At 48.0% G+C, this 20805-nt stretch carries 24 protein-coding genes and 1 pseudogene; 17 read left to right on the top strand and 8 right to left on the bottom strand.

Annotated features, from left to right (window positions below):
* The first annotated feature begins 123 nt into the window (after positions 1–123).
* On the top strand, positions 124–882 hold the full coding sequence (locus KBW69_RS18400) for a molybdopterin-synthase adenylyltransferase MoeB (protein WP_257281795.1): 759 nt from the start codon (positions 124–126) through the stop codon (positions 880–882).
* 5 nt (positions 883–887) lie between these two features.
* Here the strand turns inward: KBW69_RS18400 and KBW69_RS18395 are convergent, their stop codons facing one another.
* Together KBW69_RS18395 and KBW69_RS18390 are read right to left on the bottom strand one after the other, a co-directional pair.
* On the bottom strand, positions 888–1148 hold the full coding sequence (locus KBW69_RS18395; RefSeq protein ID WP_257281794.1) for a TfoX/Sxy family protein: 261 nt from the start codon (positions 1146–1148) through the stop codon (positions 888–890).
* Between the two features lie 145 nt (positions 1149–1293).
* Positions 1294–1971 (bottom strand): AAA family ATPase, encoded by a 678-nt coding sequence (locus KBW69_RS18390; protein ID WP_257281793.1) that lies wholly within the window; start codon positions 1969–1971, stop codon positions 1294–1296.
* Between the two features lie 205 nt (positions 1972–2176).
* On the opposite strand from KBW69_RS18390, the gene mrcB reads away from it, so the two are divergent.
* The 4 genes from mrcB to KBW69_RS18370 all read left to right on the top strand — a co-directional run bounded on the left by mrcB (position 2177) and on the right by KBW69_RS18370 (position 6326).
* Entirely contained in the window at positions 2177–4522 is a 2346-nt protein-coding gene (gene mrcB / locus KBW69_RS18385) for a penicillin-binding protein 1B (RefSeq protein WP_257281791.1), read from the top strand.
* Positions 4523–4614: 92 nt separating this feature from the next.
* Positions 4615–4917 carry a tetratricopeptide repeat protein gene (locus tag KBW69_RS18380; protein ID WP_257281790.1) on the top strand — a complete coding sequence of 101 codons (303 nt, stop codon included), beginning with the start codon at positions 4615–4617 and terminating at the stop codon, positions 4915–4917.
* Positions 4918–5335: 418 nt separating this feature from the next.
* Positions 5336–5866 carry a hypothetical protein gene (locus tag KBW69_RS18375; protein ID WP_257281789.1) on the top strand — a complete coding sequence of 177 codons (531 nt, stop codon included), beginning with the start codon at positions 5336–5338 and terminating at the stop codon, positions 5864–5866.
* Between the two features lie 148 nt (positions 5867–6014).
* Positions 6015–6326, top strand: coding sequence for a YqcC family protein (locus tag KBW69_RS18370; RefSeq protein WP_257253560.1), 312 nt, complete (start codon positions 6015–6017; stop codon positions 6324–6326).
* A 60-nt stretch (positions 6327–6386) separates the two neighbouring features.
* Here KBW69_RS18370 and urtE read toward each other — a convergent pair whose 3' ends face one another.
* From urtE to urtA, 5 genes are all read right to left on the bottom strand, one after another.
* Positions 6387–7082, bottom strand: coding sequence for an urea ABC transporter ATP-binding subunit UrtE (gene urtE, locus KBW69_RS18365; RefSeq protein ID WP_257281823.1), 696 nt, complete (start codon positions 7080–7082; stop codon positions 6387–6389).
* Between the two features lie 37 nt (positions 7083–7119).
* Positions 7120–7902 carry an urea ABC transporter ATP-binding protein UrtD gene (urtD, locus tag KBW69_RS18360; RefSeq protein WP_257281788.1) on the bottom strand — a complete coding sequence of 261 codons (783 nt, stop codon included), beginning with the start codon at positions 7900–7902 and terminating at the stop codon, positions 7120–7122.
* On the bottom strand, positions 7895–9070 hold the full coding sequence (gene urtC, locus KBW69_RS18355; protein WP_257281787.1) for an urea ABC transporter permease subunit UrtC: 1176 nt from the start codon (positions 9068–9070) through the stop codon (positions 7895–7897). Before urtC ends, urtD begins: the two co-directional genes overlap by 8 nt.
* A gap of 3 nt (positions 9071–9073) precedes the next feature.
* A complete protein-coding gene (gene urtB, locus KBW69_RS18350; protein ID WP_257281786.1) occupies positions 9074–10699 on the bottom strand; it encodes an urea ABC transporter permease subunit UrtB in 1626 nt (541 codons plus the stop codon).
* 115 nt (positions 10700–10814) lie between these two features.
* On the bottom strand, positions 10815–12122 hold the full coding sequence (gene urtA / locus KBW69_RS18345; RefSeq protein WP_257281785.1) for an urea ABC transporter substrate-binding protein: 1308 nt from the start codon (positions 12120–12122) through the stop codon (positions 10815–10817).
* 312 nt (positions 12123–12434) lie between these two features.
* On the opposite strand from urtA, the gene KBW69_RS18340 reads away from it, so the two are divergent.
* The 8 genes from KBW69_RS18340 to KBW69_RS18305 all read left to right on the top strand — a co-directional run bounded on the left by KBW69_RS18340 (position 12435) and on the right by KBW69_RS18305 (position 17974).
* Positions 12435–13352: an urease accessory protein UreD gene (locus KBW69_RS18340; protein WP_257281784.1), complete on the top strand. Its 918-nt coding sequence runs from the start codon at positions 12435–12437 to the stop codon at positions 13350–13352.
* A gap of 72 nt (positions 13353–13424) precedes the next feature.
* Entirely contained in the window at positions 13425–13727 is a 303-nt protein-coding gene (locus tag KBW69_RS18335; RefSeq protein WP_062264019.1) for an urease subunit gamma, read from the top strand.
* Positions 13728–13740: 13 nt separating this feature from the next.
* Positions 13741–14061, top strand: coding sequence for an urease subunit beta (locus KBW69_RS18330; RefSeq protein WP_257281783.1), 321 nt, complete (start codon positions 13741–13743; stop codon positions 14059–14061).
* Entirely contained in the window at positions 14061–15767 is a 1707-nt protein-coding gene (gene ureC / locus KBW69_RS18325; protein ID WP_257281782.1) for an urease subunit alpha, read from the top strand. Before KBW69_RS18330 ends, ureC begins: the two co-directional genes overlap by 1 nt.
* A gap of 96 nt (positions 15768–15863) precedes the next feature.
* Positions 15864–16367 (top strand): urease accessory protein UreE, encoded by a 504-nt coding sequence (gene ureE / locus KBW69_RS18320; protein ID WP_257281781.1) that lies wholly within the window; start codon positions 15864–15866, stop codon positions 16365–16367.
* Entirely contained in the window at positions 16339–17025 is a 687-nt protein-coding gene (locus KBW69_RS18315) for an urease accessory protein UreF (protein ID WP_257281780.1), read from the top strand. The genes ureE and KBW69_RS18315 overlap by 29 nt, the downstream gene beginning before the upstream one ends.
* Positions 17026–17036: 11 nt before the next feature.
* Positions 17037–17702 carry an urease accessory protein UreG gene (gene ureG / locus KBW69_RS18310; protein WP_257281779.1) on the top strand — a complete coding sequence of 222 codons (666 nt, stop codon included), beginning with the start codon at positions 17037–17039 and terminating at the stop codon, positions 17700–17702.
* A 53-nt stretch (positions 17703–17755) separates the two neighbouring features.
* On the top strand, positions 17756–17974 hold the full coding sequence (locus KBW69_RS18305) for a HupE/UreJ family protein (protein WP_257281778.1): 219 nt from the start codon (positions 17756–17758) through the stop codon (positions 17972–17974).
* A 55-nt stretch (positions 17975–18029) separates the two neighbouring features.
* Here the strand turns inward: KBW69_RS18305 and KBW69_RS18300 are convergent, their stop codons facing one another.
* Entirely contained in the window at positions 18030–18455 is a 426-nt protein-coding gene (locus KBW69_RS18300; RefSeq protein ID WP_257281777.1) for a DUF4124 domain-containing protein, read from the bottom strand.
* A 364-nt stretch (positions 18456–18819) separates the two neighbouring features.
* Between KBW69_RS18300 and KBW69_RS18295 the strand changes: the two are divergent.
* The 4 genes and pseudogenes from KBW69_RS18295 to KBW69_RS18280 form a co-directional block, all read left to right on the top strand.
* Positions 18820–19071 (top strand): annotated as a pseudogene (locus KBW69_RS18295) (type II TA system antitoxin MqsA family protein); the annotation flags it as partial.
* 412 nt (positions 19072–19483) lie between these two features.
* The gene (locus tag KBW69_RS18290) at positions 19484–19744 is read left to right on the top strand and encodes a type II toxin-antitoxin system RelB/DinJ family antitoxin (RefSeq protein ID WP_257281776.1); all 261 of its coding nucleotides are present in this window, start codon (positions 19484–19486) and stop codon (positions 19742–19744) included.
* A complete protein-coding gene (locus tag KBW69_RS18285; protein WP_306674586.1) occupies positions 19744–20016 on the top strand; it encodes a type II toxin-antitoxin system YafQ family toxin in 273 nt (90 codons plus the stop codon). The genes KBW69_RS18290 and KBW69_RS18285 overlap by 1 nt, the downstream gene beginning before the upstream one ends.
* 89 nt (positions 20017–20105) lie before the next feature.
* Entirely contained in the window at positions 20106–20384 is a 279-nt protein-coding gene (locus tag KBW69_RS18280; protein ID WP_257281774.1) for a hypothetical protein, read from the top strand.
* Positions 20385–20805 lie beyond the last annotated feature (421 nt).

Genomic DNA, 20805 nt, shown 5'->3' with positions numbered 1-20805 from the left:
GACTGACAGTTCATGAAAAGCCCTGCACAGTCAGGGCTTTTCTGTACTCTTTTGCTGATCTTGTTGCTGCACCTTCTGACGGTATACTGCACTCCCCCTTTTCCTGTGAATATGATGCTCACTATGAATGACGATCAGCTGCTGCGCTACAGCCGACAAATACTTTTGCCTCAGATCGATATTGAGGGGCAGGAGCGCCTGCTTAACGCCCACATTGTGGTGGTTGGAATGGGGGGGTTGGGTTGTCCGGCAGCGATGTATCTCGCGGCAGCTGGAGTCGGAAGGCTGACCCTTATTGACCCGGATGTGGTGGATACTACTAATCTGCAAAGACAGATTGCCTTCTCTACCGATGATATCGGACAATTTAAAGTCCATGCCGCGGCAGCAAGAATCAGTGCCATGAATCCTGGCATTGAGGTAGACCCCATTCCAGGAAAGCTCAAAGAGCAGGAGCTACTGAGTCTGCTGGAGAACAGTGATCTGGTTCTGGACGCTACTGACAACTTTGACAGCCGTTTCATGGTGAATCGTTGCAGTGTCCGTGCGGGAGTGCCTCTGGTTACGGGTGCTGCAATCCGTCTAAATGGTCAGTTAACGGTATTTGATCGCTGGCAGGAAAATGCCCCCTGCTATCGTTGTCTCTACTCAGAAAAAGTGGCTGAAGAGCTCAGCTGTTCGGAATCAGGTATTCTGGGACCTGTCGTGGGAACAATCGGTACCATGCAGGCATTGGAAGCAATCAAGTTATTGACAGGAGCAGGCAAGACATTGAATGGCAGGCTGTTGATGTTCGATGCTGCTACTATGGAATGGCAGAGCCTTCAGCTGGCTGCTGATCCGGATTGTCCGGTGTGTGGTCAGGAAGAGAAGAAAGGCTGAGCGTTTCAGCCCTGATAGTTTTTCACTTCACTGAGCAGACGTTGTTTGTGCTCACAGTCCAGTTCATTCCAATGAGCCCCGATTAAAGCGCCTTCAATAGCATAGAGCAGTACTTTGGATACTTTAAAGCCTCTATCTCTGACTTTGCAGTAGGCTACTACGGCGCCTGCCTCATGAAGCTGTTCGAGTGTGCGAATACCCACAGCGTTAAGCCACTGCACTGAAGTTTTACCAAGATTTTTTAATTCGATCAGGTCAGTTGCCATACCGGTTTTCCAAATCGTCCCAAGCGTCCTTGGAGGGTGTGCTTGATATTTCTGAAAGTCAGAATGAAATTTCTTTTAATGAGTTTAATGATAGACGAGTCTTTGCGGCTGCCTAGCAATGAGCATCCGAAGAGGGAGAAGTAGATCAATTCAATTGAGCTGTTAGATCTTTTAACAGTTTTTCAAGCCAGCGCTCATCGGCTGTATTTAGCACTATAGTGTGCTTTTTTTCCTGATCCGAGAGCGATTCCTCCCACTGATGTTGTTGTCTGATCAGATCTACAGTCGCCTCAGAAGCGTCAGTGTTGCTGAGTTGACGTTCAGTAATTCGGCTTTTAAGAACGGCATCGGGTGCCATACATTTGACAATAAAAAAGGGAAGTTGAAGTTCAATGGCAGGCTGGCAGCAAAGCGCTCTTTCCTGAAGTTTCAGAGAAGCGCCATCAATGACTACAGAAACACTCTGGCTTAACAGAAAGCGAGCTGTTTTCTGAATAGTCAAATACGTTTTTTGGGTGGCATCCTGTGTGTAAATATCCAGCCCGGCTTCATGGCTTGATGCGTCCGGCTTGAGACCAAATAATCTTTTGCGCTCGATATCCGTTCTGAGCATGGTGCAGTTGAAGTGCTTGACCAGCTCCCGACCTGCTGTTGTTTTTCCTGAACCCGACAGTCCCTGCATAATCACAAGAAATGGTTTTTCACTCTGGCAATTCCGATTAAAGTCAGTCGATTGCACAGGCAAATCCAGTAAAGGTTCCAGAGCTGATTTGCCCGGTGGGCTGATGGCGTCCAGCCAATTTTCTTTTAGGAACGGATGCATAGCTGTGTCACTCAATAAGTTCAGAATTGTCATCGAGTATAGGCAGAAGCTTTCAATTGAAGGTGATTTAAACGCAGGGATTGCGGAAAACATCATAAGCGGGGGTAATGCTTTTTGTTGGTTGCGCTGTTAGAAAATAATCTGATGTAAAAACACGGCAAACCATAGGGCCATTGCGGAAAACTATAGCGTATAATCTCGCACCATGGTAACAAAGAAAAAAACACCGTCCCGGGGCAAACGGTCGCCGGGACACAAGAAAAAAGCCCGAAATGCAGGTGGGGGCAGGCGTTGGTTCCCGACTCTGGTAAAACTGGGAATAGTCGGTCTGATTTTACTTGCTGCTTACTCCGTTTATCTGGACGCTGTTGTCACTCAAAAATTTGAAGGCAAGAAATGGGCGATTCCTGCCCAGGTTTATGCTCGTCCGCTGGAACTCTACGAAGGACAGCTTCTTAACCCTAATGAGCTTCAGGCCCAACTTCGCCGTCAGGGCTATCAGGCCGTTAGAAGCGTCAAACGACCTGGTACCTTTGCCCGCACGGGGAATCACTTCACTATTTATAGCCGGGGTTTTCATTTTCCGGATGGCGCTGAATCATCCCGCCATGCCAGTGTCGTATTTTCTGGCAATGAAGTTATCAGTCTGAAAGGTAAGGCCGCAGAAAATATTCCATTGCTTAGATTGGACCCTCAACTGATAGGAGGTATCTATCCTTCAACCTTTGAGGATCGAATTCTTATCCGTGAATCTCAGGCACCAAGGTATTTGACCACAGCCTTGTTAGCGATAGAAGACAAGAACTTTTATGATCACTGGGGGGTTTCACCGAGCTCGATAGCCAGAGCATTTCTGGTCAATCTGAGAGCCGGAGGGGTCGTACAGGGCGGGAGTACCCTGACTCAACAACTGGTTAAAAACTTTTATCTGAGCAATGACCGAACCCTGACCCGCAAATTTAATGAAGCGATTATGTCGGTACTGCTGGACTTTCATTATTCCAAAGAAGAAATTCTGGAAACCTATCTGAATGAAGTGTATCTGGGGCAGCATGGCCGAAGGGCCATCCATGGTTTTGGTCTGGCCAGTCATTTCTATTTTGCCCAACCTATCCAAGAGTTGAGCCTTGCTCGTGTCGCTCTGCTGGTGGGGTTGGTGAAAGGTCCGTCGTATTACGACCCAAGACGTTTTCCTGAGAGAGCAAAGGCACGTAGAAACCTGGTGCTTGATGTGATGGCAGATGAAGGCGTTGTGCCTCGTTCTGAAGCAGAGCGATCCAAAAAACTGCCTCTGGGCGTCGTGACCCGGGAGCAGCTCAATACCAGTGCTTATCCTGCTTACATTGACACGGTAAAGAAGCAGCTCAGAGAAGATTATGATGAAGGTGATCTTACCTCGGAAGGTCTGAGAATTTTCACCAATATGGACCCCGTCATCCAGCGGTTTGCCCAGAAAAGTATGACTGATACTGTAGATCAGCTAGATAAAAATAACCCTGATTTGCAGGGAGCCATGGTGGTGACCTCTGCCCAGACAGGCGATCTTCTGGCGGTAGTCGGCGACAAGAATCCGGGCTATATCGGTTTTAACCGGGCTCTGGATGCACGACGTCCTGTGGGATCATTGCTTAAGCCAGCGATCTATCTGACAGCGCTGGAGCAACCTGCGCGGTATACTTTAACGACACCTGTCAAGGATTATCCTATTCGGGTAAGCGACGGTCAGGGAGGACTTTGGGAGCCTGCCAATTATGATGGCAAATCCAGAGGTATGGTGCCTTTGCAAGAGGCGCTGGCCAAGTCTTACAATCAGGCGGCGATCCAGACCGGGATGGCTCTGGGTCTTAATAATGTCCTGAATACCATTGAGCGTCTGGGGATTGAGAAAAAACTGCCTCCCTATCCCTCTGTCATGTTGGGAGCAGCGTCCCTTTCCCTTATGGATGTTGCGTCTATGTACCAAACCATCGCCAGCGGAGGCTTCAGGATGCCATTGCGGGCAATTGATGCGGTAGTAGATGCCCGTGGTCATCCATTGAAGCGCTACAGCCTCTCGATTGAGAGAGCGTTCGACTCTGCTCCAATAGAGCTTTTGCGACATGCTATGGGTCAGGTAATGAGAGAAGGTACCGGGCGTCGTGCATACTGGAGTATCAGTCAGGATATTCAGTTAGCAGGAAAGAGTGGCACCACCAATGACCTGAGAGACAGCTGGTTTGCTGGTTTTACCGGAAATCTGATGACAGTGACCTGGTTGGGGAATGATGATAACAGCCCAACTAACCTGACTGGCAGTAGCGGAGCCCTGAGAGTCTGGACGCGTTTTATGCAACAGGTGCCAATTAAGTCGGTTCAGCCTTTGAACAGTAGAGAGATTGAGTATGTCTGGATTAAGCCGGTAAGCAATGTGAGAACAGGCAAGAGCTGCGAGGGAGCGGTAAAAGTGCCTTATATCACGGGTTCAGAGCCTGAGGAGTATCAGGGGTGTGGTCGAACCATGATTGAGCCCGCTAAAACTCTGTTTGATTCCATAAAATCATGGTTTGAATGAATGCCCATAGTGAGACAAAAGTGAAAAGATTAATACCACTGCTCTTTGCAGTCCTCTTAACAGGTTGTGCCAGTATTGGTCAGGTGGCGTATATGCCACCCTCCATCTCAGATGCCGATTCATCTCATGCGGATCGAACCGATGCTGTTGGTACTCTGCTGGATCAGGCATGGAATGCCATGGCAGACAACGATCTGAATAGTGCTGGAAGTGCCCTGTCCAGAGCAATGAGAATCAGTCCAACCGATCCATCGGTTTATTACCTGATGGCGCAACTCAGGAAGAAACAGGGGCATTACGGCCAGGCCCGTGAGCTGGCAGATAGAGCTCTGAGTCTGGGGCCAGCCTCAGGCCTCATGCGACAGATCAAGAGTTTTCTGACTTCACTTGGTTAAACAGGGTCGGGCGCATTTTGCTTTTTTTATACAATTTTCACAGTAAAATGCGGTAAGGATTTTCATTTTACAAGACAAACGACGTGCATAAAGTACAGAGAGTTATTGATAGCTCTGGAAGCAGGGTTGAAAAGGCTGAGGTGCTGGCTGGGGAATATCGTTTGAAGTTTACACAGGATGTTTGCTTGCACTTATTGCTTGAATCCAGCGCGACTTACCTGAAACAAATCAAATTTTTACGCAACCCATGAGTCTGAACCCGATGCACATGCTCACTAATGATAATAAGCGGTAGAGGATTTCCATAAAAGCTGCCAGAAATATTTGATTTCATAAGGCTAGCCACTTGCTAATAAAAGTACACAATAACTTTTTGGGGCAGCTACTTTATAATTGATACTCTTCGAGGTAAATATCAATGCTTACCCTGAAAACGGCGTTAATTATTTTGGCTACGATACTTTACTGTTGTATGGCCCATCCAGAAATAAAAAAAATAACACCTAGTGATTTTTTAGTTAAGAGTAGTGATGAAAAGGAAGTAAGATTAAAAATAACGGGAATAGGAGTCATTGAATATATGGCTGAAGTTCAGCATACAAGCGAATTGTGCCAAGGCTGCCGCATGTTTATCATAAGAAATGATCGTGACCAATACTTTATACAGCATCAGAATTTTTTAGAAAAAGGGTCTGGTATTGGAAATGACCCGGCGAGATATGTACACATACCAATAAGATCTGGCAGAGTCAATCGTGAATCAATACAAAGCATTATTCTTTATCATCATTTACATCAACAATCTGAGTCTGAAATGATGACTACACCAATATCAGGACTAATGAGAGTATCTAATAACTCTTACCACTTACCCATGGAAGCAACCAATGCTGTGATGTCTATCGCTTTATCAGGTGAATTTAGTATTCTGCAGGAAGAAACGTTTTAGTATCTGCCTTAACTTCAACAGACTTATCGAATCAGCACAAAAATTCGTGTCTTTAGAAGGCCTTTGCGACACCTCTTCAGAGTGAGGAGGATATCAGGCTATTTTCATAGTAAAATACGTTTTGGGTTTTCAGGGTAAAAGACAGTCAATGAGCACAGAAGTTAGAGAGTTATTGATAGCTCTGGAAGCAGAGTTAAAAAGACTGGAGTGCTGGCAGGCTATGCCACCTTCGGCTCAGGCGCTGGCCAGTACAACACCTTTCTGCATGGATGCCATGGAATTTACTCAGTGGCTGCAATGGCTTTTTATTCCCCGGGTCCATGCCATTCTTGATCAGGGGGCTGACCTGCCAAAAGGTGCAAACATCAAGCCTTATGCTGAAGAAGCCCTGATGGTTGAGAAAATAGAAGCTACTCAACTGCTTTCGCTGGTGGAGCGTTTTGATCAGTTGATGAACTGATTATGATCGCAGAACAGATGGATACAGGCAGAATGTCTGGCTGTATTCATCCGCGCCGTTTTAAACGGTCATCAATTGCCTGACTTCTTCTTCATTCATCTCACTGCCTGCCCCAGACAGTACCAGTTCACCACGATCCAGTACGGCATATCGATCGGCCAGATCCCGAGCAAATTCAAAGTATTGTTCTACCAGCAGAATGGCCATTTCTCCCCTGTCCCTGAGCATACCAACGACGGATTGAATATCTTTGATGATGGAAGGTTGAATGCCTTCGGTTGGCTCATCGAGAATTAACAACTCAGGTTGGGTAACCAGTGCCCGGGCAATAGCCAGTTGCTGTTGTTGTCCGCCAGAGAGGTCACCTCCACGACGATGTTTCATATCCAGCAATACAGGAAAAAGATCATAAATTTCCCGATCCACTTTACGCTGCGAACGCGGCAGACAGGCAAATCCTGTTTCCAGATTTTCCTGAACCGTGAGCAGCGGGAAAATCTGTCGACCCTGGGGTACATAAGCAATTCCCTGTCGGGCTCGTTGATGTGAAGTCAGATTATTGATGGACTGACCCTTCCAGAGTATCTGTCCCGACATTACTGAAACACGCCCGGCGACAGTATTCATCAATGTCGTTTTACCCACACCGTTACGACCCATAATACTGGTGACCTGACCTTTGTCCACTTTCAGGGAGACAGACTTCAGTGCCTGACTGGCACCGTAAAAAACATCTATGTTCTGTACTTCAAGCATATTATTCTCCAGCTCAGGGCTGCTATCTGGCCTGAGGCTATCTTCCCAGATAGACGTCGATGACTTTTTGATTCTGCTGAACATGGTCCAGCGACCCTTCTGCCAGTACACTGCCTTCATGAAGCACCATCACTTTACAGTCAAGTGCTTTGATAAAGGCCATGTCATGTTCGACTACCACAACGCTTCGCTCTTCTGACAGTTCCCGCAGCAGATCAGCGGTTCTGAAGGTTTCTTCATCGGTCATACCGGCTGCGGGCTCATCGATCAGCAAAAGCTCGGGGTCCTGAAGCAATAACATGCCTATCTCAAGCCACTGCTTCTGACCGTGAGAGAGAGATGCCCCCGCGAAGTCACGGCGATCCTGAAGGCGGATTCTGCTGAGGGTTTTCTCAATCTTTTTGAAGCCCTCTTTAGAAAGAGCTTTAAAGATGGATTCAAAAGGTGAACGACGACCTTTAAGAGCCAGTTCCAGGTTTTCCCAGACTGTCAGACTTTCGATGACAGAAGGCTTCTGAAACTTTCGGCCAATTCCCAGGTTGGCTACTTCGGCTTCGTCTTGCCGGGTGAGATCGATAGAGCCCCCGGACAGCCTTGTGCTTCCTTGATTAAAAAGCACCTCTCCGGTATCTGGTCGAGTTTTACCAGTGATGACGTCCATCATGGTGCTTTTACCGGCACCGTTGGGACCAATAATGGCCCTGAGTTCGCACTGGTTGATTAAAAAAGACAGGTTGTTCAAGGCTTTGAAGCCATCAAAGCTGACTGTCACATTGTCGAGGTACAGCAGCGTGTTATCAGGTATATGTTTATCAACCATGATCGACTACCTCTTGCTCCTGAGTCCGGGCAGATGGTTTCAAAAACTTCTCACGAACCTGGCCGTATAAGCCAACAACGCCCTTGGGTAGCCAGAGTGTCGTAACAACAAACAGGGCACCCAGGGCAAACAACCAAGCATCGGGCATAGCTCCGGTAAACCATGTTTTGGCATAATTAACGAGCAGTGCACCGATGATTGCCCCGTAGAGTGTTCCCCTGCCACCAACGGCCACCCAAATCACCAGTTCAATGGAGTTGATGGGAGAAAACTCACCCGGATTAATGATGCCTACTTGTGGCACATAAAGTGCACCGGCGATGCCGGCCAACACAGCAGAAACTACAAAAGCCACCAGCTTGAAGTGTTCAACCCGATAACCCATAAAGCGGGTTCTGCTTTCGGCATCCCTGACAGCTATCAATACTCTTCCGTATCGGGAATCCACCAGCCATCGGCAAATCATATAGCCCAGCCCCAGGGCTAGTGCTGAGCACATCAACAGAGCGACGCGGGTTGTATCACTTTTCAGGCTGAAGCCGAGAATATCTTTAAAGTCGGTCAGGCCATTGTTGCCACCGAAACCGAAATCGTTCTGAAAGAACAACAGCATCAGGGCATACGTCAGTGCCTGAGTAATGATGGATAGATAAACGCCGGTGACCCGGGAACGGAATGCCAGCCAACCAAACAGGAAAGCCAGAATGCCGGGAACCAGAGCGACCATCAGCATAGCAAACAAGAAAGAATCAAAACCCTGCCAGTACCATGGCAGTTCCTGCCAACTCAGAAACACCATGAAGTCCGGCAGCTCAGGGTTGCCATAGGCTCCACGGTCGCCAATCTGGCGCATCAGGTACATCCCCATGGCGTAGCCGCCGAGGGCAAAGAAAGCCCCGTGACCCAGACTGAGGATGCCGCAGTAACCCCAGACCAGATCCAGAGCCAGTGCCAGAAGGCCCAGACAGAGGTATTTTCCAAGCAGTGTGACAGTATAACTGCTGACGTGCAGGGCAGAGCCTTCAGGTGCCAGCAGATTGAGTCCAGAGACAATAATGCTGATGGCAAAAACGGCAATCAAAAGCCATTTGCCCGCTGGATCGTCCAGAAGAAAACGACTGAGAGGACCTTTACCCCTTGTTGTTGAGGATAATTTTACAGAACTCATGGATCAATCCTCCACCGCACGACCTTTCAGGGCGAACAGGCCTTTGGGTCTTTTCTGAATAAACAGAATAATGAAAATCAGTACCAGAATTTTGGCAATGACTGCGCCTGCCCAGGGCTCCAGCAACTTATTGACTACGCCCAGGCTCATTGCTGCCACTAGTGTGCCCCAGAGGTTGCCAACGCCACCAAAGACCACCACCATGAAAGAGTCGATGATGTAGTTCTGGCCAAGATTTGGACCCACATTGGTCAGCTGAGACAGAGCAACACCAGCAACGCCGGCAATACCGGAGCCAAGGCCAAAGGTCATTGCATCAACACGGTGGGTGGGAATACCCATAGAGTTGGCCATGGCACGATTTTGGGTAACTGCCCGCATATTCAAACCAAATCGGGTGTAGTGCATGATAAATAAGAGAGTCAGAAAGACGGTCAGACTGAAGCCAATGATGTAGACCCGGTTCCAGGTTAAAGATAAAGCATCATTGATGATCCAGGAGCCGCTCAACCATTCCGGTGTTGATACTGCCTGATTCAGGGGAGAAAAAATGGTTCTAACGGCCTGTTGAAGTATCAGACTGATACCAAAAGTAGCCAGAAGCGTTTCCAGTGGGCGACCATAAAGGTGACGTATGACGAGTCGCTCAATCAAAATGCCAACCGTACCAGCGACAACAAAGGCGGCAGGAATGGCAATAAACAAAGATTGCTCCATTAATGATGGAAAGGCAGATTGAATGATGAAAGTCGTATAAGCGCCAAGCATCATCATTTCGCCATGAGCCATGTTGATAACGCCCATAACGCCAAAAGTGATCGCCAGCCCAATGGCAGCCAGAAGTAATACTGAACCCAGACTCAAGCCAAAAAAAACACTTTCTATTGCGGAATAGTAGTCTTGTCTTCGATCCATGTCGGCCAGAGCAGAGTCTATGCCCAGAAGAATTTCCTTGTTTTTAGTCTCTGTTTTAATTGACTCCAGTGCTGAACGAACAATCGGATCATCAGACTCAGACAGAATTTCAAGGCTTTGAAGCTTCAGTTCATCATTGCCGTGTTGGATATGATACAAGGCAACCGCTGTTGTCAGAGCCGAATGAACATCCTCATCGGATTCTGTCTTCAGCATCGCCTTCAGAATGGCTAACGTCTCAGCCTGAATGTTCCTGGAGGTTTCTTTCACTGCCTGGAGGCGCTTGTCCGGGTCTTCAGACTTGAGATCCCAGATTGCCAATGCGGTTCTGATGGCGTTTCTCAGCCGGTTATTGATTTTGATTTTTTTCAGGCTGCGTTTTTTGACTTCACCCAATGCTTCATCTGTGATCGGGTCTGCAATGAGATACATACGGCCTGATCTGTTGCCTATGACCAGGCGATCTGTGCTCTTTTCAATAAACAGTTGGCCAGACAACCACAGGGTTAAAAGCTTCTGGCTTTCATCATCACCCTTGGCAGAGAGTTCGGTGATGGTGGCCTCCAGTTTGTCCCATGACTTTTCACTCAATTGTCTGGCCAGCTCTTCACGACTGTTGGTGTGACTGTCGGTCAGAGCCTGTGCTGATGAGACAAAGACAAAAAGAAGACAGAGGCATACTAACGGCAATATTTGCCAGAGTCTCCAGATCATAGAATTTCCAGTTAATAAGTATTTGGTTGTCTGCCTTGCTTCAGGCAGGCTTTGGGAACGGCATGAAAGAGTTAACTTCTCATGCCATGTGGCTTCAAAAAAAACGACTAATCAATCAGTAGTTCTGACCGGAGCAGACGCCTGATTCCAGGTTGTAGTTGCCGCATTTGATTGGGGCTGACCAGTCAGCAACGATCTTTGAGCTTTCGGGCAGATATTGAGTCCAGGCATCACCAATGACACCACCCTTGGTTTCCCAGACGATTTCGAACTGGCCATCGTCCTGAATTTCGCCAATCAATACCGGTTTGGTCAGGTGATGGTTGGTGTTCATTACAGCGATACCACCGGTCAGGTTGGGAACAGTGATGCCATACATGGCTGAACGAACGCCATTGACATCAGTGGTTCCGGCTTTCTCAACGGCTTTTGCCCACATGTTGAAGCCAATATAAGTGGCTTCCATTGGATCATTGGCTACGCGCTCTTCATTCTTGGTAAAGGTCTGCCAGGTTTCGATAAACTCATCGTTGATATCACTCTCGGCACTCATGAAGTAGTTCCAGGCTGCCAGGTGGCCTACCAGAGGTGCGGTATCTATTCCTGACAGTTCTTCTTCACCGACAGAGAAGGCAATCACCGGAATGTCTTCAGCAGCTATACCCTGGTTAGCCAGTTCTTTGTAGAAAGGTACGTTGGCGTCACCATTGATCGTGGATATAACCGCCGTCTTTTTACCGGCATTACCAAACTTCTTGATATCAGAAACAATGGTCTGCCAGTCAGAGTGACCGAAAGGCGTGTAATTGATCATGATATCTGACTCTTTGACACCCTTGCTCTTCAGATAGGAGTCCAGAATCTTGTTGGTGGTTCTTGGGTAGACATAGTCAGTACCGGCCAGTACAAAACGTTTGACGTTGCCACCTTCAGAACTCATCAGATAATCAACTGCAGGAATAGCCTGCTGGTTTGGCGCTGCACCGGTGTAGAAAACGTTTTTGGATGACTCTTGTCCCTCATACTGAACCGGGTAGAACATCAGGCCGTTCAACTCTTCAACCACAGGCAGAACTGACTTTCTGGAGACTGAAGTCCAGCCACCAAAAATGACGTCTACTTTTTCTTTTGCCAACAGTTCGCGGGCTTTTTCTGCAAACAGTGGCCAGTCAGAGGCAGGATCAACAACGACTGCTTCGAGCTTCTTGCCCAGCAACCCACCTTTCTTATTCTGCTCGTCCACCATCATTAAAACAGTGTCTTTCAATGTGGTTTCACTGATTGCCATAGTGCCAGAAAGAGAATGTAAAACACCCACCTTGATGGTATCTGCAGCCTGGGATATGACCGAAAATGACAGGGCGGCAGTTGCGGCAGACGCTACAATCAGGCCTCTCGAAAGTTTTTTGAGGGAGCTTTTCATAGTTCTTATTCATCCTTTTTTTATCCTTATGTGCGACAGTGAGACAGCAATGTGTATGCCAATATTGACAGTCGTTGTCGTTCATGTAGAAAGGCTTTTACTATTAGCACCTGAGATAAGGTGAATCTCTTTATATCGTCTTGACAGCACGTGCCTTATTTCAGAATATCTCTGCTCACCAATGCGGTGCTTATGCGTTCTTTTGGTGCGAATAAAGCTGACTTTATGGTCAAGAATGTCAGCAGCTGCATAAAAATAAAATGGAACATCTTTTGCACGCCAGAGATGACCTTTAACACGAAGGGATGAAGTATGGGGCTGGCACTTAATCTACTTTCTAACCCGCGATCTAACCCGCGATCTAACCTGGAGATTGATTCTGACCAGGATAACGTTGCGCCCGGTGACAGGGGCTGGCGTGCTGGTATTGCTGTTGAACTGAAATATCAGGATGGCTATACCCGCATGGGCCGTACGCGTCATTATGGACCTTTGCGAATTCAGCGTCCCTTTTGGCCAGAGGGTAAAGACCTGCTCCATCTTTATATTCTTCATCCCCCCGGGGGACTGGTTGCCGGTGATGAGCTGATTCAGAGTTTTAAAGCTCACTCTGGTGCGTCTGGATTGGTTACCACACCTGCTGCCGGGAAAGTCTACTACAATGGTAATGGCCGCCTTCAGAAACAGCTGACGTCCATGGTCGTTCAGGAGGATGCCTGTCTGGAATGGTTGCCTCAGGAAACCATTGTTTTTAATGGTGCAGAAGCGGAGTTGAATACTTCTGTTGAGCTGACCGGCAATGGTTGCTACGCAGGCTGGGACATTCTTTGTCTGGGTCGGAAAGCCAGTGGCGAAGCGTTCAGGCAAGGTAAGGTAATCCAGAACCTTCAGCTCGCTCGCAATGACCAGCCGCTTTATCGAGAAAGACTGGAACTGGTTGCGGGATCACCTCTTACTCAGTCGCTTCTTGGTCTGAATGGCCAGCACGTTTTCGGCACACTTCTTATGACCCTTCAGCAAGACCCCGGATGTGATCATCTGCATGAAAGGCTGGAAGCCCTTGGGGCTTCGAAGTGTGTGGCCGTTACCTGGCGAAACGGGGTTTTTATTGCCCGTTATCTGGGCAGCTCACCAGAACAGGCCAGGACTTTGTTTGCCTGGCTTTGGAATGATCTCCGTTGCTTATTGAATGGCCGGCAAGGTTGTAAGCCCAGAATCTGGAATACCTGATCGTTGATGCCTGTAGCATATTAGTTGCCTATGGCTTGTTAAAAGACAACAAGAATAAATTGGAGGGCTCTCATGGAGCTGACCCCCAGAGAAAAAGACAAATTGCTGTTATACACCGCAGCATTGGTTGCTGAACGTCGCCTTGGCAGGGGAGTGAAGCTGAATTACCCGGAATCCATTGCCCTGATTTCCATGCACATAATGGAGGGGGCCAGAGACGGCAAGACCGTCGCTCAGTTAATGAATGAAGGGCGTGAAATCCTGACCCGGGACAACGTCATGGAAGGCATTCCGGAGATGATTCATGAAGTTCAGGTAGAGGCCACTTTCCCAGATGGCACCAAGCTGGTGACCGTTCACAATCCCATTGCCTGATGCAGGAGCTTTTATGATTCCAGGAGAGGTCATTGCCTCCGAAGAGGCGATCGAAATCAATGAAGGGCGGAAAACTTGTGTTGTGACCGTCGCCAATACGGGTGACAGGCCGGTTCAGGTTGGCTCTCATTACCATTTCTACGAGGTAAACCCGGCACTGGCTTTTGATCGGCAGCCGACATTGGGTTTCCGGCTGAATATCCCGGCAGGCACCGCTGTTCGTTTTGAGCCTGGTCAGGATCGACAGGTTGAGCTGGTTCGTTTCGCCGGGGAAGGCAAGATCTATGGTTTCCGTGGTGATGTCATGGGTGAGCTGGAGCAGGGAGAAAAATAATGGCCAGAATGGAACGTCAAACCTATGTGGACATGTTTGGTCCGACAATAGGAGACAGAGTACGTCTTGGTGATACTGATCTGTTCATCAGTCCGGAGAAAGATTTCACCGTCTATGGCGACGAAGTGAAGTTTGGTGGTGGCAAGGTGATTCGTGACGGTATGGGCCAGAGTCAGAGAACAGGAGTTGATGTGGTGGATACGGTCATCACTAACGCACTGATTCTGGATCACTGGGGCATCGTCAAAGCGGATATTGGCATTAAAAATGGCCGGATAGAAAAGATAGGCAAGGCTGGCAACCCCGACGTGCAAGCCGGAGTCGACATTATCATCGGTCCTGGCACCGAAGTGATTGCCGGCGAAGGTCAGATTGTCACTGCGGGGGGGGTTGATGCCCACATCCACTTCATCTGTCCCCAGCAAATAGAAGAAGCTCTGGCTTCCGGAGTGACCACCATGCTGGGTGGTGGCACCGGGCCTGCCACAGGAACCAATGCAACGACCTGTACACCCGGTGAGTGGCATATGACTTCCATGTTACAGGCTGTGGATAGTCTGCCCATGAATATTGGTTTTCTTGGCAAAGGCAACGCCAGCATCCCCGCAGCACTGGAAGAACAGGTTCTGGCGGGAGCCATGGGGCTCAAGCTTCACGAAGACTGGGGAACCACTCCCGCTTCTATCGATTGTTGCCTGGGCGTTGCAGAGAAGTACGACATTCAAGTCGCTATTCACACCGATACCTTGAATGAATCGGGCTTTGTTGAAGATACTATTGCCGCATTCAAGGGAAGAGTTATCCACACCTACCATACCGAAGGTGCCGGTGGTGGACATGCTCCCGATATTATCAAGGCCTGTGGTGAAGACTTTGTTCTACCGTCGTCTACAAACCCTACTCGTCCATACACCATCAACACGGTTGATGAACATCTGGATATGCTGATGGTTTGTCACCATCTCGATCCGAACATTCCTGAAGATGTGGCCTTTGCCGATTCCCGTATTCGCCGCGAAACCATTGCAGCAGAAGATATTCTGCATGATCTCGGCGCTTTTTCGATGATCGCTTCAGACTCTCAGGCTATGGGCCGGGTTGGTGAGGTGGTTTGTCGTACCTGGCAGACGGCTCACAAAATGAAAGTACAACGGGGATTGTTACCTGAAGACTCTTCGGCGGGTGTGGATAACTTCAGGGCACGTCGTTATGTGGCGAAATACACAATGAATCCGGCCATAACCCACGGTATCTCCCATGAAGTGGGTTCTATCGAGCCGGGTAAGTTGGCTGACCTGGTGCTGTGGAAACCGGCATTTTTTGGTACCAAGCCATCTCTGGTATTGAAGGGGGGCGCAATTGCTATGGCACCCATGGGCGATCCCAATGCATCCATCCCGACACCGCAGCCGGTCCACTATCGCCCCATGTTTGGAGCGCTGGGTAAAACCGTTTCTGCTACCTCACTTTCTTTCGTTTCACAGGCCGCCTTTGAAAACGACATTGGTAGTAAACTTGGGTTGAATAAAATCCTGTCTGCGGTAAAAAATACCCGAACTATTCGCAAGAAAGATATGCTGTTGAACACTTGGCAGCCCCATATGGAGGTTAATCCGGAGACGTACGAAGTGCGTGCCGATGGCGAGCTGCTGGTATGTGAACCAGCCAAAGTCGTTCCTCTGGCTCAGCGCTACTTTCTTTTTTAGGAATATCTTTAAGAGCTTTTTTTGTGAGCCTTTTTCGAGCGCAAAGACTTTTACTGTCAATGGCTCAAAACAAATCAAGACAAAGGAAAATAAGAAATGCTGAAGTTAACCAGGCGCTTGCAGGAAACTGATGTTCAGCACAATGACGAGCTATTGCTGCCATTTGATGAGCGCAAGAGAGGTCGTTTGAAAGCGACCACCCTGAGCGGGAGAGAAGCAGGAATATTCATTGAGCGGGGCGATGTTTTAAGAGGCGGCACTCTGCTTCAGGCAGACACTGGTGAAGTCGTGTTGGTGCGCGCCAGTGATGAAGAAGTCACAACAGCCTACTGTGAGGATGCCGTGACGTTTGCCAGAGCATGCTATCACCTCGGTAATCGTCATGTCCCCTTGCAGGTGGGCAATAACTGGCTTCGATTCCAGAAAGATCACGTTCTGGATGAAATGGTGATGTTACTCGGGCTGACTGTAGACCACACAGAGGCTCCTTTTGAGCCCGAAAACGGTGCTTATGCCAAAGGTCATGGTCATCATCACCATGGTGAGCACAGCCATGAGCGGGTGGAAAGCTATGAGCGGATGGAAAGCCATGAACACTGAGGCATTACTTGGGCTTTTGCATCTGTCCAGTCCAGCCCTGCCTGTTGGAGCCTTCGCTTATTCTCAGGGTTTGGAAACAGCGATTGAGCGACAATGGTGTTTTGATCGTGAGTCCACCTGCCATTGGATCTCCCAGCTACTAACGGAGGGAATGGGCCGTCTGGATGTTCCGGTGTTCTTCCGACTATACGACGCTTTTCAGTCTGATGACAGGCCTTCAGTTGAGCACTGGAATCGTCAATTGCTCGCCTTTCGGGAAACTCGCGAACTTTATGATGAAGACTGTCAGGTAGGCAAGGCATTCAAAATCTGGCTGACGTCTTTATTCCCTGAAGAGTCCAGGGCGGACTGGCTGGAGATGCCCACTCAAGCAGCTATGTTTGCATTATCCAGTTTATGCCACGGCATGAAGAAAGATACTGCCGCTATCGGACTGTTGTGGTCATGGTGCGAAAACCAGGTGACAGCGGCTACCAAGGCGGTGCCTTTGGGGCAGACCGATGCCCAGAAAATTTTGCAACATCTGGCCAGTGAAATTGGCACTGTGATCGAGAGCGCTAAAACGATTCATGATCACAAATTGGGTAATAATCTGGTGCATTACGCCATGGCCAGCAGCTGGCACGAGCACCAGTATTCAAGATTGTTCAGATCTTAGGAAGAAGCAATATGACAAGCAAGCAGCCTCAGACCCTTCGGGTGGGTGTCGGTGGTCCGGTAGGGTCCGGTAAAACAGCACTGCTCACCAAACTTTGTGCTTCCATGCGGCAGCACTACAACCTGGCAGTGGTGACCAATGATATTTATACGAAAGAAGACGCACAGTTTCTGATTCGCAATGAAGCGCTGGATGAAGATCGTATCATTGGTGTTGAAACCGGTGGCTGTCCCCATACGGCGATTCGTGAAGATGCGTCTATGAATCTGGCAGCAGTTGATGAGCTTTGCCAGAGACATCCAGGCCTGGAAATGGTTCTGGTGGAGTCTGGTGGTGATAACCTTAGTGCAACCTTCAGCCCTGAGCTGTCAGATCTGACACTTTATGTCATCGATGTTTCCGCCGGAGACAAGATTCCTCGCAAGGGTGGACCGGGTATCACCCGCTCTGATTTGTTGATCATCAATAAAACCGATCTTGCACCTATCGTTGGAGCCTCTCTGGAAGTGATGGACAGAGATGCGAAAAAGATGCGCGGGGATCGCCCTTTCCTGTTCACCAACCTGAAAGCGGAGCAGGGTGTTCGTGAAGTGATCGACTTTATTGTTGACAAAGGCATGCTGGAAGCGAAAATGCCTGAAAGACAGGATCATGAACCTGCTGCCGTGAGCGTATAATCTCTCACAGTTCACCGTTTTCGGTTATAAAAATAGACAGGAGTAGTACGATAATGAAAAATCTGAGCGCCGTTTCTGCAACCTTTGCCACTGTCCTGGCCTCTTCTCAGGTGTCTGCCCACCCCGGAGACCATTCTGAGGGTAGCGTTTTCTCCATGCTGATGCACTTTATGACGGAGCCTGATCATATGGTGTTTATTGGCGTTACCGGCGCACTGGCGTGTTTTTCCTACCGTATGTATAAAAAGATTAATGCCGGTAAAAAACGTTAGAGTTAATGAATGAAGCCGGGCAGTAAAGCCTGTCCGGTGGTCATCTGGCAACGGTTCAGAAGCAGTGTTGCTTCATTTGCTGACGAATTCTCTCCTTCTCCCTTTCCCGGCCTTTTTCGTTCAGTATTTCAAAGCTGCCGTCGGCTTTGTTCACACGTACCTGGTCATCGCTGTTGAGTGTCTCAAGATTGGCCGAAAGTGTCTTACAGTACGCCAGAACTTCCGGGGGGTGAACGGATTGGGGTGGATTCTCAGCGATGGACTCAGGCTCAGAGTCAACGGGAGGGTGCGGTTCTTCAGGCTCTTTTTCTTGCTCGTCCAGCGTTGAAATGACTTCTGTATCAACGTTGACGAGTGGTGGTCTGGAAGAGTAATGAACGGTGCCGCTTTCATCCACCCACTTGAAAATCTTTTCTGCCTGAACGGGAAGATTGAGGCAAGCCGTTAGCAGTAGCAAAATCAGGGCTTGTATTGCTTTCATGCCGGTTATCCTTAAGCGTTTATTTATTATTGGAAACACCACGGAGCCGGGCTTTTAGCCTGATGATAGTGAGCTAAAGCTGTTTTTCTGGCTCATGATTGTTTGCAGTCATTACTCTAAATGTAAGCAATTTCTGGCAGAATATTGAAAAAGCTTTAACTCATTGATTTATTTGAATTATTTTTATCAAATAAAACTGTGTTTCAATAAATACCCCATCTGATATACCCTAAAAAACCTCACAATAGCCCCAAAATAGCCCCAAGCCATTAGACAGAGGACTCATAAACAGGCAAATCAGGCACCTCTGATTTAATGGCCCCGGCTTCAACCAGGACCTTGCTTCCCACTTGACGCCAGAGAATCAGAGCGGGTTAGTGCGGCCATGGTTGCGTTTAACAAACAGGTAAACGCTTCCATAGTCGACCCGGGCTTTATTGCGAATGTCCGTAAAAAGCTGACTCTTGACCAGAAAGAGGCCGGAGAGATGTTTGGTGGAGGGGTTAACGCATTTTCCCGATACGAAAATGGCAAAACCAAACCACCACTTTCACTGGTAAAACTGTTCAGACTGCTGGACAATCATCCAGAGCTTTTGTCTGAAATTCGCAGCTGAAATACTTACTAGTCACTGTGAGACAGTCAGACGTATTTGCTGGAAACAGGATTTTAACTGGTCGTCACGCAGGATCTCTTCGTAGAGCTTTAGGTCACGGCCTCGCTGCTGTATGACACTGTCAGGGTGGGCTAGCAATGTCGTATAAGCTTTGGCCATGCGTATGCTATGGTCGGCCTTTGCGATTTCTCCGAGAGTTGCTTCCCTGCCATGATAGTATGCTTCGTGGTACGGTTGTTGATGATATTATACCGAGTGTGCAGTATATCCCTCAGCTTCAGACGCCGACCGAAGGGCGGTCGGGTGGCGAAGCCACGAATTGGAAGCGTTTGTTATGTTGCGTTTGCACTGTACCCCAAATGATCTACAATGACACTGTACAGAACAATATGACGCATAGGGGTACTTAAAAATGAGCAAAAGCGCAATGATCCGAGCCAGAATAGAGCCTGATGTGAAGGAACATGCAGAAGCGATATTCAAGAAACTGGGGCTGAACGCAACAGATGCAATCACCTTGTTTTATAAGCAAGTAGGTTTGTGCAATGGATTACCTTTTGATGTTCGTATACCTAATGAAGAAACCCTTAAAGCCTTTGACGACACAGAGAAAGGGGTTGGTTTAACGCACTACGAAAACGCTCAGGAAATGTACGATGACTTGGATATTTAATGATGCTAAAGCCAGTCAGTACGAATCAATTCAAAAGGGACGTTAAAAAAGCAAAGAAGCAGGGTAAAGATTGCTCAAAATTAAAAAAAGTCACAGACCGGCTCATAGAAGATAGACCACTTGCAGCGAGATACAAAGACCATTCCCTGACTGGTAACTATCGCGGCTATCGAGAATGTCACATAGAGCCAGACTGGTTATTAATCTATGCAGTGGTAGAAGATAAAATATTCTTTGAGCGTCTGGGGTCACATTCTGAATTGTTTAGGTAGCAACATAACCCTATGTTAGGTGTCTCTGTGCAATCTCTCAGTATCTGCTACGCTGACTGCTTGCACAATAATTGATAACGGAACGCAGTATGTCACTGCAGCATCGTGCAGAGAGACTTGAATCCCATTTTGAATCGCTGGATAACGCCGTACACCGGCTCATCGAGATTAGCGGGGAAACACAGAAGATTGTACTGGAAAACCAGCGGGAAAATCGGTTGCGCATTGCACAGCATGACCGTGAACTTTCAGAAATTAAAGCTGCCATTGGTGCTCTTACTGAAGCCACCCTTGCAGGCTTTAAACGTAGCGACGAAAAAATAGAACAGCTAGAATTACTCATCCGTCAACGCCTCCCCAACAACTAACACGCCACCTGACAATAAAATCCAGTGGATTGTCTGTCGGCAACCACTGATTTAAGGGTTTATGCGGCTATACTGAGCCCGGCAAGTCAAACCTGTTTATTTTTCATGGCTTGTTTGAAGTTGATCAGGGCATTTATTATGAAAACTTCTTGTCTCTATGTTTTATTACAAATTGTAATTATTAGCTCACAGGCAGTTACCTCATTGCTTGCTGATGAGTCTTACCAATCTGTTAATACTACCAAAGATGGAGTTATAAAATGTCCATCTAACATTTCATTTAGTTTTCAAGATACCGGTAACTTTCAAGGTAGATGTCGCCTCAACTTATGCAGCTAAATCACAATGCTGCTGATTCTCTGATCGCTCAGGGTTAAGCCATACCTCTGCCGGTAATTGCCAGTTTCTGGTTTCACGGCTT

Origin of the sequence: Endozoicomonas sp. ISHI1, assembly GCF_024606225.1 — a bacterium.
GTDB lineage: Bacteria > Pseudomonadota > Gammaproteobacteria > Pseudomonadales > Endozoicomonadaceae > Endozoicomonas_A.
This window is presented reverse-complemented; position numbering and strand designations above follow the sequence as displayed.

Excerpts from the sequence above, each read along its gene's own strand:
- KBW69_RS18400 (WP_257281795.1), top strand. The coding sequence starts at position 124 with ATGAATGACGATCAGCTGCTGCGCTACAGCCGACAAATACTTTTGCCT.
- KBW69_RS18395 (WP_257281794.1), bottom strand. The coding sequence starts at position 1,148 with ATGGCAACTGACCTGATCGAATTAAAAAATCTTGGTAAAACTTCAGTG.
- KBW69_RS18390 (WP_257281793.1), bottom strand. The coding sequence starts at position 1,971 with ATGCATCCGTTCCTAAAAGAAAATTGGCTGGACGCCATCAGCCCACCG.
- mrcB (WP_257281791.1), top strand. The coding sequence starts at position 2,177 with ATGGTAACAAAGAAAAAAACACCGTCCCGGGGCAAACGGTCGCCGGGA.
- KBW69_RS18380 (WP_257281790.1), top strand. The coding sequence starts at position 4,615 with ATGCCACCCTCCATCTCAGATGCCGATTCATCTCATGCGGATCGAACC.
- KBW69_RS18375 (WP_257281789.1), top strand. The coding sequence starts at position 5,336 with ATGCTTACCCTGAAAACGGCGTTAATTATTTTGGCTACGATACTTTAC.
- KBW69_RS18370 (WP_257253560.1), top strand. The coding sequence starts at position 6,015 with ATGAGCACAGAAGTTAGAGAGTTATTGATAGCTCTGGAAGCAGAGTTA.
- urtE (WP_257281823.1), bottom strand. The coding sequence starts at position 7,082 with ATGCTTGAAGTACAGAACATAGATGTTTTTTACGGTGCCAGTCAGGCA.
- urtD (WP_257281788.1), bottom strand. The coding sequence starts at position 7,902 with ATGGTTGATAAACATATACCTGATAACACGCTGCTGTACCTCGACAAT.
- urtC (WP_257281787.1), bottom strand. The coding sequence starts at position 9,070 with ATGAGTTCTGTAAAATTATCCTCAACAACAAGGGGTAAAGGTCCTCTC.
- urtB (WP_257281786.1), bottom strand. The coding sequence starts at position 10,699 with ATGATCTGGAGACTCTGGCAAATATTGCCGTTAGTATGCCTCTGTCTT.
- urtA (WP_257281785.1), bottom strand. The coding sequence starts at position 12,122 with ATGAAAAGCTCCCTCAAAAAACTTTCGAGAGGCCTGATTGTAGCGTCT.
- KBW69_RS18340 (WP_257281784.1), top strand. The coding sequence starts at position 12,435 with ATGGGGCTGGCACTTAATCTACTTTCTAACCCGCGATCTAACCCGCGA.
- KBW69_RS18335 (WP_062264019.1), top strand. The coding sequence starts at position 13,425 with ATGGAGCTGACCCCCAGAGAAAAAGACAAATTGCTGTTATACACCGCA.
- KBW69_RS18330 (WP_257281783.1), top strand. The coding sequence starts at position 13,741 with ATGATTCCAGGAGAGGTCATTGCCTCCGAAGAGGCGATCGAAATCAAT.
- ureC (WP_257281782.1), top strand. The coding sequence starts at position 14,061 with ATGGCCAGAATGGAACGTCAAACCTATGTGGACATGTTTGGTCCGACA.
- ureE (WP_257281781.1), top strand. The coding sequence starts at position 15,864 with ATGCTGAAGTTAACCAGGCGCTTGCAGGAAACTGATGTTCAGCACAAT.
- KBW69_RS18315 (WP_257281780.1), top strand. The coding sequence starts at position 16,339 with ATGAGCGGATGGAAAGCCATGAACACTGAGGCATTACTTGGGCTTTTG.
- ureG (WP_257281779.1), top strand. The coding sequence starts at position 17,037 with ATGACAAGCAAGCAGCCTCAGACCCTTCGGGTGGGTGTCGGTGGTCCG.
- KBW69_RS18305 (WP_257281778.1), top strand. The coding sequence starts at position 17,756 with ATGAAAAATCTGAGCGCCGTTTCTGCAACCTTTGCCACTGTCCTGGCC.
- KBW69_RS18300 (WP_257281777.1), bottom strand. The coding sequence starts at position 18,455 with ATGAAAGCAATACAAGCCCTGATTTTGCTACTGCTAACGGCTTGCCTC.
- KBW69_RS18290 (WP_257281776.1), top strand. The coding sequence starts at position 19,484 with ATGAGCAAAAGCGCAATGATCCGAGCCAGAATAGAGCCTGATGTGAAG.
- KBW69_RS18285 (WP_306674586.1), top strand. The coding sequence starts at position 19,744 with ATGATGCTAAAGCCAGTCAGTACGAATCAATTCAAAAGGGACGTTAAA.
- KBW69_RS18280 (WP_257281774.1), top strand. The coding sequence starts at position 20,106 with ATGTCACTGCAGCATCGTGCAGAGAGACTTGAATCCCATTTTGAATCG.